At 43.7% G+C, this 14314-nt stretch carries 10 protein-coding genes and 1 pseudogene; 4 read left to right on the top strand and 7 right to left on the bottom strand.

Annotated features, from left to right (window positions below; genetic code table 11):
• Positions 1-239: 239 nt before the first annotated feature.
• On the bottom strand, positions 240-827 hold the full coding sequence (pyrE, locus tag IQ234_RS07325; protein ID WP_193956612.1) for an orotate phosphoribosyltransferase: 588 nt from the start codon (positions 825-827) through the stop codon (positions 240-242).
• A 154-nt stretch (positions 828-981) separates the two neighbouring features.
• Here pyrE and IQ234_RS07330 point away from each other — a divergent pair, with 154 nt between their 5' ends.
• The gene (locus tag IQ234_RS07330) at positions 982-1434 is read left to right on the top strand and encodes a porin (RefSeq protein WP_110579505.1); all 453 of its coding nucleotides are present in this window, start codon (positions 982-984) and stop codon (positions 1432-1434) included.
• 30 nt (positions 1435-1464) lie between these two features.
• On the opposite strand, the gene IQ234_RS07335 is transcribed toward IQ234_RS07330, so the two are convergent.
• The 3 genes and pseudogenes from IQ234_RS07335 to IQ234_RS07345 all read right to left on the bottom strand — a co-directional run.
• Positions 1465-1587 (bottom strand): hypothetical protein, encoded by a 123-nt coding sequence (locus IQ234_RS07335; RefSeq protein WP_322743444.1) that lies wholly within the window; start codon positions 1585-1587, stop codon positions 1465-1467.
• Positions 1581-2624, bottom strand: coding sequence for a type 2 isopentenyl-diphosphate Delta-isomerase (fni, locus tag IQ234_RS07340; RefSeq protein ID WP_193956613.1), 1044 nt, complete (start codon positions 2622-2624; stop codon positions 1581-1583). Before fni ends, IQ234_RS07335 begins: the two co-directional genes overlap by 7 nt.
• Before the next feature lie 253 nt (positions 2625-2877).
• Positions 2878-3156, bottom strand: a pseudogene (locus IQ234_RS07345) (helix-turn-helix domain-containing protein); the annotation flags it as partial.
• Positions 3157-3268: 112 nt separating this feature from the next.
• Between IQ234_RS07345 and IQ234_RS07350 the strand changes: the two are divergent.
• The gene (locus tag IQ234_RS07350) at positions 3269-4054 is read left to right on the top strand and encodes an SWIM zinc finger family protein (RefSeq protein WP_193956614.1); all 786 of its coding nucleotides are present in this window, start codon (positions 3269-3271) and stop codon (positions 4052-4054) included.
• A 225-nt stretch (positions 4055-4279) separates the two neighbouring features.
• On the opposite strand, the gene topA is transcribed toward IQ234_RS07350, so the two are convergent.
• A complete protein-coding gene (gene topA, locus IQ234_RS07355; RefSeq protein WP_193956615.1) occupies positions 4280-6940 on the bottom strand; it encodes a type I DNA topoisomerase in 2661 nt (886 codons plus the stop codon).
• 444 nt (positions 6941-7384) lie between these two features.
• Between topA and IQ234_RS07360 the strand changes: the two genes are divergently transcribed.
• Positions 7385-7999 (top strand): DUF938 domain-containing protein, encoded by a 615-nt coding sequence (locus tag IQ234_RS07360; RefSeq protein ID WP_193956616.1) that lies wholly within the window; start codon positions 7385-7387, stop codon positions 7997-7999.
• Positions 8000-8196: 197 nt separating this feature from the next.
• Here IQ234_RS07360 and IQ234_RS07365 read toward each other — a convergent pair whose 3' ends face one another.
• Positions 8197-9252: a Fe(3+) ABC transporter substrate-binding protein gene (locus tag IQ234_RS07365; RefSeq protein WP_193956617.1), complete on the bottom strand. Its 1056-nt coding sequence runs from the start codon at positions 9250-9252 to the stop codon at positions 8197-8199.
• A gap of 437 nt (positions 9253-9689) precedes the next feature.
• Between IQ234_RS07365 and IQ234_RS07370 the strand changes: the two genes are divergently transcribed.
• A complete protein-coding gene (locus tag IQ234_RS07370; RefSeq protein ID WP_193956618.1) occupies positions 9690-10064 on the top strand; it encodes a hypothetical protein in 375 nt (124 codons plus the stop codon).
• Here the strand turns inward: IQ234_RS07370 and IQ234_RS07375 are convergent.
• A complete protein-coding gene (locus IQ234_RS07375) occupies positions 10061-14275 on the bottom strand; it encodes a CHAT domain-containing protein (protein ID WP_193956619.1) in 4215 nt (1404 codons plus the stop codon). The genes IQ234_RS07370 and IQ234_RS07375 overlap by 4 nt on opposite strands.
• Between the last annotated feature and the right edge of the window lie 39 nt (positions 14276-14314).

The raw sequence follows: 14314 nt of genomic DNA on the forward strand, positions 1-14314 counted from the left end.
GCCCGGAGGTGTGTATAAGAGACAGGATAAGGGGGGTGCCGATAGGCGGGGGGATCCCCCTTGATAAGGGGGGTTTCTGATAATTTTTAACGCCTACCTACTTAACTTATCGTTTAGGCAATCAAAGCAGCCCGCTTGAATCTGTCTTCCTCTTTGTGTTCTTTGTGCTTTTGTGGTTTATCCCCAGAGCCAATCCAACTGTTAAAACCCAGTTATCGAGCGTTTCTCGCCAATCGCCGCTATTTATTGTGATAAGCCGCCTGTATATCCCGAATCGAAAACAAAGCTTGAAACTGTATTCCCTGAGATTGGTAAAATTCCGCCCCTCCTTGCTCTCTATCCACCAAAGCAATGATTAAATCTACTTGATAACCCGCATTGCGTAATCTTTCTACCGCTACCATGGCACTTTTCCCCGTTGTCACCACATCTTCGAGGACAACCACCGCAGCCCCAGGGTTTAAAGTTGGCCCCTCGATATAAGCCATAGTTCCGTGACCTTTTGCCTCTTTACGGACGATTAAAGCTGGAATCGGGCGATTTTCGTAGGCAGATACCACACTAACGGCGCTGACAATCGGATCCGCCCCTAGGGTTAATCCTGCCACCGCTTGGGTATCTGGAGGCAGTAGAGACAGCAATAAACGCCCCACGGCTAAAGCTCCCTCCCCAGTCAGGGTAACTTGTTTACCGTTGATATAGTAGCTGCTTTTTTGTCCTGAGGACAGGGTGAAATCTCCCTCTCGATAGGCAAGACGGACAAGAGCATCGAGGAGAAATTGACGCAGGGAAGCAGTGTCGAGATTCGCTACCGAGGAATTAGCCATATTTTCAGGATTGGGAGTCTGATTGACTCCAAAATTTCAGTTACAATTAAGCCAAAAGTCATTATATATTGACTCGATCGCTAGTATTGATTTCTTTCTCATCCCATTGAAGCAATTTTTTAATAACCCTACCCCTGTGAGGAGATTTTTACCCATGCGCGCTCAATTTTTACTCCCTTCCCTGTTTTGTTTAACCGGTTTAGTCTGGTTGAGTTCGTCTAATGCGATCGCCGAAACTCCACCCGCCACCAATCCTGCACCGGTAAAAACCCAACAATTGCAACTTGTCCCCTCTCCCGATACGGCGGTAGGATTTAATAATATCCCCGGTTTGTTTAACCGCGCTGTTAATAACAATACGGGTCGTTTCTACGACTATACCAACATTTTAGGACAGTTTAACTCTCTTTTTGGTTGGCGTACTTTTCCTCAAGGTTCCTATTTCGATAATCTGATTACCCGGGATGCCAAATTAACTGAAACTTTATACTATGATGTTATGCAACAGCAACAGTCTGGGCCTTTAATTCGCACCCAAGATCTACCCAATCCCTTCGATACTTCCCTACAGGAAAATCCCAGTTATTTAAGCCCCGGCGGATTTTAATCTCTTCTTAACCGAAATATGCTGTAATTTTCATTGGGAAATCAGATAGTTTAAGGTTTGTTCGCTACTGGTTGCTTTTAGCCCCAAAGTGCCAACGGTTAAACCTTTGACACCGGGCCCGAGATAACACAATTCCATCGAAAACTTTAACATGGTTTTAAGGCTCCTGAAGTTTTAAGGGCCGATAAATTAGGATTTCCAGTACAAAATAAAACAATTTCAAGTTCAGCAATTAAAAATTTCACCAACTCATCAACGGCGGCTTCTGATTCAATCGCTGCTACCAGAAACGGTCGAGCCAACCCCCCTAAATCGGCTCCTAAAGCGATAGATTTGGCAAGATCTAAGCCATTTTTTAAGCCTCCAGAAGCAATTAAAGGAATAGTTGAATTCACAGACCGAATGGCGGTAATACATTCAGCCGTAGGCAAACCCCAATCGGCAAAAACTTGTCCGAGATGCCTTTGTCTGTTGTCTTTGGCTCTTTGACTTTCGACTTTAGCCCAGGACGTGCCTCCGGCTCCCGCCACATCAATCGCGGCGACTCCGGCTTCAATTAATTGTTTGGCCATCGGCGCAGAGATGCCATTTCCGACCTCCTTGGCAATGACGGGAACGGGCAATTGAGCGCAAATTTGCTCTATTTTAGCCAGTAAACCTTTAAAATTAGAATCGCCTCCTGATTGCACCCATTCTTGTAAAGGATTGAGATGCAGAATTAAGGCATCAGCTTCTAATAATTCCACCAATTTTAGACAGTCTTCTAAACCGCAGCCGTAATTTAACTGCACAGCCCCTAAATTCGCTAACAGGAGAATATCTGGCGCCAGAGAACGGACTGCAAAGGTCGGCGCTAATTCCGGTTGTTCGAGTGCAATGCGTTGAGAACCCACCCCCATCCCTAAACCATAACGTTGAGCGACCGTTGCCAATCGAGTATTGACTAAATGGGCTAATTCTGTTCCTCCGGTCATGGAAGAGATGAGAATTGGAGCTTTTAAAGATTTCCCCAAAAAGGTTGTCCCCAGTTCAATATCGCTGCGGTCAAGTTCAGGAAGACAACAGTGAGTAAAACGATATTTCTCTAAACCGCTTGTAAGTTGTTGAAATTCCACATCTTCTTCGATACAAACTCGCAGATGTTCGCTTTTACGATTTTCAATTTCACTGGGAAGATTAGGCAATGACATAGTTGTTATTAAGCATAAGCGTTAAACATTAGATTGAGTTTAAAAATCGAGTTCTAAGATCAGTTCACCTAATTCTGCTTGACTAAGATTAGCATCGGTAACGCCAATTAAAGTCTGAATTGCATCACTGTCTGGGCTATCACAGAATACCTCATTCTGGATAGGATAGTCAAGACATTTTCGAGGAGGATGGTTAATTAAGTTTACGGCTCTTTCTATTTCCTCTGGTTTAAGGATTTTAAAATTCGTTCCCTTCTACCAACGACTCAGTTACTTTTTTAAAGGGTTGTTTTCATTTTTTTTCGGCGAGTCTCACCCTCAGCTTGTGCTGTACCTTTGTAGATAGCATCCGAGGGAACTTTGATTCCTTCTTAATACTTGCTCCGGTCGTGCTTTGATCACATCCGGGCAAGACGGCTATTTGTCGTTGAGATAAATTTCCCTCTTGACTAAGTTGGTAGAGCAAGTTTCTTGGTTCTATGTTAAGATATTGAGGGCTTCGTTTTTTGGTTTGATTTGTTGTTGTATTGATCAGACTATACCTGATGAGCCTTTCCTAGTCAGGCTTCTAGGCTGATGCGTTTCCTTTTTGAATTGACGTTTTTCTTGATAACGAAGCTGATAAGCGGTAGGGTAAATAAAAAATGACAGAACAAGCTTGGTGGGTACAAAAATGGCTGGAACTACTCGATTCCTATCGCTTTAAAAAACGCTTGGAACGAGCTAGACTGTACGCTAGAGAGGGCAATGTTTTAAGTATTGACTTTGAAGACTCGCAAGTTATTGCTAGAGTACAAGGCAGTGAACCAGAGCCTTATATAGTGGATTTATCCCTAGCGGCTTTTAGTGATGAAGAATGGGATTATATTATTAAGCTTCTCTCCAAAAAAGCCATTTATTCCGCTCAATTGCTCACCGGACAAATGCCCGATCATATCGAGCGTGTTTTTATCGATAGTGGGGTGAATTTATTTCCCTTTTCCTTGGCCGATATTCGCTCTCGTTGTACCTGTCCCGATCAAGCCAACCCCTGCAAACATATAGGAGCAGTGTACTATCAATTGGGCGATCGTTTTATTGTCGATCCCTTCCTGCTTTTGCAACTGCGCGGCCGAACCAAAAACCAAATTCTGGAAGCTTTACGCGAAAAACGCTCCTATTCCTCTGATAATCAACCTTTAGCAGTCAGTGAACCCCCCACAGCAGTTGAAAAAACTGCCCCCGAAAGCACTATCGATCGCTTTTGGCAGTACGATGAAGAGCTAGATCCCTCCCTCGTTGTCATTACGCCGGGGAATGAAAATCAAACCATTCTCGACATTTTAGGCAATTTTCCCCTCGCTGCCCCCGAATCCGATGCCATAGAACAATTTTTAAAACCAATTTACCGGCAAATTCCCCAAGAAGCGATGGCGATCGCTTTACAGTAGGGAATTTGGGGTATAAGTAGCTGGTTATAATTTAAAAATGGATTTTAGGTTCGATCCCCCCTGCCCCCCTTGATAAGGGGGGTATCTGATAATTTTTAACGCCTACCTACTTAGGATTAGGATCAGCCTAGTCAAAGTGGTGCCAAGGACAAAAAAGCCAACCGGATTTGTCGCCGCATCGGGGTGAGGAATTGACCATGGGGAAAATTGCCTCACCAGTAACCGCTAAACCGTCTTACTTTTGCCAGTTTTACTGCCCGGGGAAGTAGTTTTTTTAGTGGTGCTAGAAGTAGTTTTCTTGGTAGTGGTTTTCTTGGCAGTGGTTGTCTTGGCTGCTAGGGCGACTAAAGCTTGTTCTAGGGTGAGGGTTTCGGCGGTTTCTCCTTCGGGAATCTTGGCGTTAGTTTTGCCGTGCTTGATATAAACTCCGTAGGGACCTTCGTACAATCCCACCAATTCCCCATCGTCGGGATGTTTACCCAATTCTTTTAAGGGTGGTTTGGTGGAACTACGAGCGCCGCGAGCTTTTTTCGGTTCGGCTAATAGGGCCAAGGCTCGATCGAGGGTTATGGTTAAGACATCATCGCCGGCTTTCAGGGAACGATATTCTTTTTCTTTGCCCTCTTCCTGAACTATATATGGGCCGAAACGACCTAAACTGGCTTTGATTTTGCCTCCGGTGAGGGGATGGGTTCCCAGCAGTCGCGGCAGTGCTAATAAACCCACCGCTTGTTCGAGGGTGATGTCCTCTTGCAGTGAGCTTGTCGAATCTGCGGGTTTGACTCCTTTGGGTAAGGAAGCGCGTTTCGGTTTGGGATTGTCATCGCTGACATCTCCTAACTGGACGTAGGGACCGTAACTACCCACGAGCAGATAAATCGGCTCTCCGGTGTCGGGATGAAGACCGATTTTATCGGGACCTTCGGTTTTTTGTCGCAGCAGGGTTTCTACCTGTTCGGGGTTCAGATCCGCCGGGGTTAAATCGGCCGGGATGGAAGCGGTGAGGATTTCATCTCCCCGGGGGACTTCCAGATAGGGTCCGTATTTGCCGATCTTGATGGTTGCCTGTAAATCCTCTAAAATCACCGATTTAGCGGTGCTAGAGTTAATTTGACTCTCGCGCTCTTTGACTTGGCTTTCTAGCCCTTTTTCGCCACGATAGAAGTGATCGAGATAGGGCAACCACTGGGCGGAACCGGTGGCGATATGGTCGAGGGTTTCTTCCATTTTCGAGGTAAATTTGGGATCTACCAGGTCGGGGAAATGGTTTTCTAATAAACCGACGACGGCAAAAGCGGTGAAGGTGGGAATGAGGGTTTTATTCCGCATTTGGGCATAACCGCGATCGATAATGGTGCCGAGAATGGTGGCGTAGGTGCTGGGTCGCCCGATTCCTTCACTTTCGAGGGTTTTTACGAGGGAAGCTTCGCTATAACGGGCGGGGGGTTGGGTATCGTGGCTAATGGCTTCTAGTTGGCGACAATTGGGGGTATCACCGACGCTGAGGGGGGGTAGGATTATTTCTTGGTCGTCGATGGCGGCTTCGGGATCGTCGGAACCTTCTACATAGGCGCGGAAAAAGCCGGGGAAGTCGATTCTTTTGCCAGAGGAGCGAAATCCGGCATTTTCCACCTGAATATTAACGGCGATCTGGGTAATACGGGCATCGGCCATCTGTGAGGCGACGGTACGTTTCCAGATTAGGTCGTAGAGGGCGAATTCTAGTCCGCTCAGGCCGGTTTCCCGGGGTAGGCGAAAGCTACTGCCGGCGGGTCGGATGGCTTCGTGGGCCTCCTGTGCGCCTTTGCTTTTGGTGGTGTATTGCCGGGGTTGGGGACTGAGGTAGTTTTTGCCGTACATTTGTTCTACACAATTGCGGGCGGCGGTGATGGCCTGATCGGAAAGATGGACGGAATCGGTCCGCATATAGGTGATGTAGCCCTGTTCGTAGAGATTTTGGGCGATTCGCATGGTGTCGCGGGCGGATATGCCGAGTTTCCGGTTAGCTTCTTGCTGTAGAGTGGAGGTGGTGAAGGGGGGGGATGGTTTGCGAGTGGTGGGTTTTTCTTCGGTGTGGCTAACGCGCCAGATTTTGTCTTGGATGCGTTCTTTTAAGGCGGTGGCGGTGGCTTGATCCAAAAGTGTCACCTGGCGACCGGGGAGCAGTCTGCCAGTGTCGGCATCGAAATCGCTCCCATTTGCCACTTTTTGACCGTTTAAGGTGACTAATTTCGAGTCAAATTGATTTTTGTCCTTTTCTAAAGTCGCTTTCAGATCCCAATAATTAGCGGTTTTAAAAGCCCGTCGTTCCCGTTCCCGTTGCACGAGCAGACGCACGGCGACGGATTGCACCCGGCCGGCGGATAAACCTTTAGAGATTTTTTTCCAGAGTAGGGGGGAGAGGGTATAACCGTAGAGGCGATCGAGTATGCGGCGGGTTTCTTGGGCGTGAACTAAATTTTCGTCGATCGAGCGACAATTTTTGAGGGCGGTTTGGATCGCTTCTTTGGTGATTTCGTGAAATACCATCCTTTTGGTGGGTATTTTCGGGTTGAGTACCTGCAAGAGATGCCAACTGATGCTTTCTCCTTCCCGATCTTCGTCGGTGGCGAGGATCAGTTCGCTCGCGCCTTTGAGGGCTTCTTTTAATTCTTTGACGACTTTACTTTTGGTTTTGGGGACGACGTAGAGGGGATCGAAATCGTTCTCCACATCCACGCCCAAATTGGCCCAGGATTTGTCTTTGTGGGCGGGGGGAATTTCTTCGGCGGAGGCGGGGAGATCGCGGATGTGGCCCATGGAGGCTTGGACTCGATAGCCGCTAGGCAGATAATTACTGATCGTCCGAGCTTTGGTGGGGGATTCGACAATAACCAGGGTTGACATAGGAATTGATCACGAGGGCATCGCCACAGCGACTGTTTTAGTTAGACTGACAATCGTTGTTTGATGATGGGCAAAAGTTACTATTTATCTTGACCGGCTTGATTCGGGTCAAAAGCCACTTACTACGATAATAGAGATTAAAGGCGGTCTTTTGTCACTAACTCCTTAATAAAACTTAATGTTTTTCTGGAGCGGCGATCATACAGCAAGGCACCGCCAAGGGTAATATAATCTGTTTGAGGAGTGGTAATTATGAATTATGAATTATGAATTATGAATTGAAGAGAAGGGAGAAGGGAGAAAAAAGCTGATCACTGATCTAGGTTACGCTTCATCTTTAGGAGAAACGCTGTAGTTATACTAAATCCTGTTATTAAAAACTGATTATTTATTCCCCCTTTTGCCTCTCCTCATAACTAGCCTGTACTCAAAGGATTTAGTATTATGTCTGATTTACGTCAATACGCCCCGGCAACAGAACGCAATCGTCAGCCGATTTTGGAAGTTATCAGCCAATTTTTACCAAAGACTGGCAATATCCTAGAAATATCTAGCGGTACGGGTGAACACGCTGTTTTTTTTGCCCCTCGTCTTGCTCCTTGTCGTTGGATTCCCTCGGATTGTAACCCTCTGGCTCTAGATAGTATTGGCAGTTGGTGCGATTATTGTCCTAGTTCTAATCTCGATCGCCCCGTATTTATCGATGTTCATCAGTCAGTTTGGGCGGTAGAGAAGGAAAATATCGTTATTAATGCCATTGTTAATATTAATATGATTCATATCGCCCCTTGGTCCGCTTGTTTAGCTTTAATGGCGGGAGCAAGTCGCATTCTTAGTTCGGGGGAAATTCTCTATCTTTATGGTCCTTATAAACGACAGGGAAAACATACTTCTCCTAGTAATGAAAGCTTTGATTTTTCTCTCCGTTCTCAAAACTCTGCTTGGGGAGTTAGGAATTTAGAAGATGTGGTGCAAGCAGCGAGCGATCGAGGTTTACAATTGTTAGAAGTAATTCCTATGCCAGCTAATAATCTCTCGGTTTTATTTCAATTGCCTTAACATAAGTAGTTAGGTGTTAAAAACTGTCAGATGCCCCCTTATTAAGGGGGTATTAAGGAGGGACTAAGAGGGGATCGGCACCCCCCTTATCAAGGGGGGCAGGGGGGATCGAACCCAAAATCTATCTTCAATTTTTCTAACTTCCTAATTCATAATTCATAATTCATAATTACCACTGATAACTGATAACTGATAACTTATTTCCAACCAGCGCGATTCATTACCTGTACTGCTTTGGCTAAATTAGGACCATAATTAGCCACACTAACGGTATCTTCTTTACCGCGTCCGAGTTTTGCTAGAACAGGGTCTAAAGCAACCCCTCGAACGACGGGATATTCTTGATTACCCTTAGCAAAAAAGTTCTGTGCTTCATTGCTAGAAAGATATTCTAAAAATTTAATCGCCGATTCTCGATTGGGGGCAGTTTTAATTAAACCACCACCGCTAATATTAACGTGAGCGCCGCGGCCTGTTTGGTCGGGGAAAATTACGCCTACTTGGTCATAAATTGCCCGTTTAGCGGGGTCTTTTTCTTCGGCATACCCAGCTAAGTAATAGGTGTTAGCTAGGGCTAAATCGGCAATTCCTGCGGCTACAGCTTCGATTTGTGCCTTATCATTGCCCTGGGGTGGACGAGCAAAATTAGCCACTAATCCCCGACACCATTTTTCTGCGGCCGCTTCTCCTTGGATGTCGATTAACCAAGCGGTAAAAGATTGACTATAGATGTTACTAGATGACCGGGTGACGACTTTTCCTTTCCATTTGGGATTGGTTAAATCTGCATAGGAATCGATTTCTCTGGGGTTAACTCTGTCTTTGTTATACATAATTACCCGCAAGCGTTTACTAAACCCGAACCAGTGACCTTTGGGGTGACGCAAATGAGCGGGAATTCTTTGGGTGAGAATGGGGGAATTGACGGGGGCAAAAATTCCCTGTTGGTCGGCCCGCCATAATCTCCCGGCATCTACCGTCAGGAGTATATCAGCAGGACTATTGCGGCCTTCGCTTTTGATTCGTTCGATTAATGGGTCCGCTTCCCCTTCCACGAGGTTAATTTTTATTCCCGTTTGTCGGGTGAAGTTGTCATACAATCGTCGGTCGGTGTTGTAGTGACGGGAGGAATAGAGGTTTAATTGTTTATTTTGGGCGGAAACTTCGTTTATTTTCCCTAATTGCCCCACTGCTAAGGCTAAGGTGGCTGTTCCTGCGCCTAGAAAGACTCTCCGAGTTATTTTATCGTTCATTGCTGGATTCTTGACAAAGTTATCTTTTTCTATTGTACAGCTATTGAGAATAATTCTTATCTGTGCGAAAAATTATTTGTTGGGCTAGGGCGGTAGATGGGGCAAAATCAAGGCAAAATCAGGGTTTTTGCTTTGATGGGGCTAATAAATCCTCGAATCTATCGCTAGTTAAGTTCAATAAGTCTAAGATGTTACCCTAAGCTCGATCGAGGGTATTGTGGAATGAGAGCATCTCAAAAGCTATTGACAATTAGCCAATTTTGTGATCAGTTTGTTTCTGGGTAAGCAACCCACATAAAGTTCATTTTGTCAAGGATTGTTAAGATGCTCTTAACATGGATCAGAGAAGAGAAATTGACCACTTAACACTGTCTATCAAAAACTATCGATAGATGGTAAAATATACAATTAGCATTGTCTGTAAATAAGAACAACAGATGGATATTGAATCAACTAAAGTTACTCCCGAAGAAATTGCCCAGTTTCGCGCTGAATTGGTAGATAATCCAAGTGCGATCGCCGCTTTGGATGCGATTGAAGAATGCGAAGGTTATCTTGAGGATGCTGTACCTTTACTGCTAATGCGAGAAACTGGTACAGAACCAGATAGATCTATCGGCGATTTACTCAAAAAATGTCGCCAATTTATCTGTCAAGAAGAAGTTAGAGAAGGCTTACAATCGGGTATGATTGCACCTTTTATAGAACCGATTTCTGTGAGTGCTGGTATTCCTGTTGGTGTAGCGACAGCTATCGGTATTTGTGCTTTTAAGTTGGGTATGAAAAAGGTTTGTGCTAATCCTGAAACTTAAATCCCTGTAGCGATAAAACCTGCCCAGTAATAAGGACTTATAAAAGGATGTGGTTTGCGCTGTTTTATTTGTTTCAATGATTGTTCATATCGTAGGCGTTGTCCTGGTCGCAGTTGGGCAAGATGTTTGTCTATTTGTGGCTGATATTGCTCCAGAAATTTGTCTAATGACTCAATAGTTAAATTCTGTAACCAGTTTTGAGCTTGTTTTAAAGCAACTGGTACAGAAACTTGCTGATTCTCATCAAATAAAATCTCATATAATTTAATCATCAAGAAGGAGGTTGACAGGTCATCAACTGTCCATAAACTACTAACAACGCTGGGACTTCCTGCAAACAGAAAACCACTGGGTAAACCGATATATTCATCACTGATAGAGTTTAAATCAATCAAGCCAGTTTCGCAAGCGGAAAGGGTGACAAGGCGACATTTATTCATATTCAAGCGCAGTTCAAAGATTTCGCCTAATGTTAGGGGTTCCTCATTGGCTAATAATAAGGCGGATTCTAGGGGATTAGCTGGGTTAAAGCTTCCATGACAGGAGAAGTGATAACAGTGGTTATCTGAGGATTTAAGATGGGGAAGAACAGCGTTTTTAGTGGCGTTATCTTTAGCGATAACTTGAGGTTCAGTAAAGAAAGTTGAGAGGATATTAACTTCTAAGTCGGTGTAAAATAAGTCCTTGGTGGGGTTTTGAATGGCGAAAAGTTTATTAAAGTCGGAATGGTGAGAAGTTTGGGAGATTTTTTGCAAGATTTGACAACTGGGGGCATATTGTACACCCTTTGGAAATAAATCTTGTAATTCTGATCTCCCCGTTACCGACTCCCCACTTTTTAAGGAGAGTTGGGGGGGATCAACAGGTAAGGCGTGTAAGGGTAAGATATGCAGAAACAAATGGGGGATAATAATTAAGCGTTGACAAGTATCGGGAATGAGGGCAAGAATATCATTAATATGCAGAATATCAGCAAGGGTCTTCAGTAAGTTAGGAATTTGCTTTTTCCACAGATCGTTTATGTTTTTTCTGTAATCATCGTAAAGCTGTAGATAATTGAAGATTGTATCAAATAATTGATTTTGATCATCTTCGGAAGATTGCCAAACTTTAATCTCTACCTCAGCAGACACCACAAAAGCGATTATTTTCTCCCCTGTAATGTACCATTGCAGCAGACAAGTTTCAGCGTCAGTTAAAGCCTGAATCTCTGTAAATGAGATCGGCTCAACTTTTTGAGTAAGGCTAAAGAGAGGATCTTTAATTTCTCTTGCAATAAAATTATCTAAGTCTTGTTGATATTCCTTCAGATAACTGTGATCTTGAACGTAAGGAGTTAAGTTATTACTCTGCATTAGCTTCTGGTTAATGCTTTGATGTTGTAAGCGAATTTGTTCATTAAAAACTTTTTGTTTTAATTCATTTAATTGAGCAATGATTTCTTGACTAACGCCTTGTGGTTGTAGATTTTTTTTGGTGATTAATTCTACCAGGTTACGTCCTTTACTGCGTTCGATATATTCTAATGCCTTCTCAGGCTGATTGAGGTTAAGATGTGCTTGCACAATGCGATGAAACACACCAATGGCATTGGATAAAACCTCTTGACGACTTTGGGGGTTAAGGGCTTCTAGGCGAGCATTTTCTACCGCTTCAATGGCAGTATTATAGGCTTCTGTGGCAGGTTGCCATTGTTTTTGATCGTAGTGTAGTTTAGCTAAATTGCGGGCAGTTAGTAAACAATCTTGGGGAAATGCGTCAAAAGTATAAACTTTTAAGACTTCATTGTAAGTGGCGATCGCCTTTTCTAAATTCTCAGCTTTCTCCCCTCTGATTCTGTCACTGTAAGCATTGGCGAGATTATTCTGGGTCATTGCCCATTTTTCGGGAAATGCGTCAAAAGTATAAACTTTCAAGGCTTCATGGCAAGAAACGATCGCTTTTTCTAAATTATCAGCTTTTTCTCCTTTGATTCTGTCACGGTAAGTAACAGCGAGATTATTCTGTGTCTCTGCCCAATCTTGGGGAAAAGCGTCAAAAGTCGTCACTTTCAAGGCTTCCTGGTAAGCAGTGATCGCCGTTTCTAAATTGTCGGCTTTCTCCCCCCTAATTCTGTTACTGTAAGCATTAGCGAGATTATTCTGTGTCATTGCCCATTTTTGTGGAAATGCGTCAGAAGTATAAACTTTCAAGGCTTCCTGGTAAGCAGCAATCGCCGTTTCTAAATTGTCGGCTTTGTCCCCTCTGATTCTGTCACTGTAAGCATTAGCGAGATCATTCTGTGTCGCTGCCCAATCTTGGGGAAAAGCGTCAAAAGTCCTTACTTTCAAGGCTTCTTGGTAAGCAGTGATCGCTCTTTCTAAATTGTCGGCTTTGTCCCCTCTGATTCTGTTACAGTAAGCAGCGGCAAGATTATGCTGTGTCGCTGCCGATTGTTCGGGAAATGCGTTAAAAGTCCTTACTTTCAAGGCTTCCTGACAAGCGGTAATCGCCCTTTCTAAATTCTCAGCTTTCTCCCCTCTGATTCTGTCACAGTAAGCATTAGCGAGATTATTTTGTGTATCTGCCCATTCTTGGGGAAATGCCTCAAAAGTTCTCACTTTCAAGGCTTCCTGGCAAGCGGTTATCGCTCTTTCTAAATTCTCAGCTTTCTCCCCTCTGATTCTGTTGGTGTAAGCATTGGCGAGATTATTCTGTATCATTGCCCATTGTTGGGGAAATGCGTCAAAAGTATAAACTTTCAAGGCTTTATTCAAAGCAGTGATCATTCTTTCTAAATTGTCAGCTTGATCGCCTCTGATTCTGTTACGGTAAGCAGCAGCGAGATTATTCTGTGTCATTGCCCAATCTTGGGGAAAAGCGTCAAAAGTTCTCACTTTCAAAGCTTCATTGTAAGCAGCAATCGCTCTTTCTAAATTCTCAGCTTTCTCCCCTCTGATTCTGGAATAGTAAGCAATAGCGAGATTATTCTGTGTACTTGCCCAATCTTGGGGAAATGCGTCAAAAGTCCTCACTTTCAAAGCTTCATTGTAAGCGGCGATCGCCCTTTCTAAATTGTCAGCTTTCTCCCCTCTGATTCTGTCGCTGTAAGCATTGGCGAGATTATTCTGTGTCATTGCCCATTCTTGGGGAAAAGCGTCAAAAGTATAAACTTTCAAGGTTTCTTGATAAAGAGCGATCGCCCTTTCTAAATTCTCGGCTTTATCCCCTCTGATTCTGTAAAAGTAAGCAGCAGCGAGATTATGCTGTGTACTTGCCCAATCTTGGGGAAATGCGTCAAAAGTCCTCACTTTCAAAGCTTCATTGTAATTGGTGATCGCTTTTTCTAAATTGTCTGCTTTATCTCCTCTGATTCTGTTACGGTAAGCAGCAGCGAGATTATTCTGTGTCATTGCCCAATCTTGAGGAAAAGCGTCAAAAGTATAAACTTTCAAAGCTTCATTGTAAGCGGCGATTGCTCTTTCTAAATTCTCAGCTTTCTCCCCTCTGATTCTGTCACTGTAAGCAGCAGCGAGATTATTCTGTGTCATTGCCCAATCTTGAGGAAAAGCGTCAAAAGTTAAAACAGTTAAGGCTTTATAGTAAGCGGCGATCGCCCTTTCTAAATTCTCAGCTTTGTTCCCTTTGATTCTGTAAAGGTAAGCAGTAGCAAGATTATTTTGTGTCGTTGCCCAATTTTGGGGAAATGCGTCAAAAGTGAAGATAGTTAAGGCTATTTCATAACCCGTGATGGCAATTTCTTTGTGGGTGGCGATGTCACCGAGAGGAAATTGTTGGATTAAGGCACTGAAATAGAAAATAACAATAGCGATAAAATAGGCTTGTTCTGGCGTGGCTTGCGTTAATGTATTTTTCGCCCAACTGTCTAGGATTTGCGCTAAATTATCATCCAATTTATCAAGATTTTGCGCCCAGAAGGGATAAATAACTTGAGGATTAGGATTTTCAGAGATTTTTTGTAATGTCTCCATTAAAAAATTGAGATAATCTTGTTGGTTAGGTATTTCAATGTCAAGAGTTACTCCTGGTGAAGATTGATATACGGAACGAGAAGCAGATGATTGGTTTAAAGATTCTATTTTTCGTCTAAGTGGAGGAAAGATTAACATTAAAATTTTCAAAGGAATACCAATAAAAATAATAGACAAGAGAATTATAAAACTTCTCAAAAGTCTGCCTAAGAGTCGTAAAATCATTGAGAGTAATCGCATTTACTTATCTCCTATCTTTATTGATATTGCATCACAGGG

The sequence above is a fragment of the Microcystis aeruginosa LEGE 91341 genome (assembly GCF_015206885.1).
Lineage (GTDB): Bacteria > Cyanobacteriota > Cyanobacteriia > Cyanobacteriales > Microcystaceae > Microcystis > Microcystis aeruginosa_H.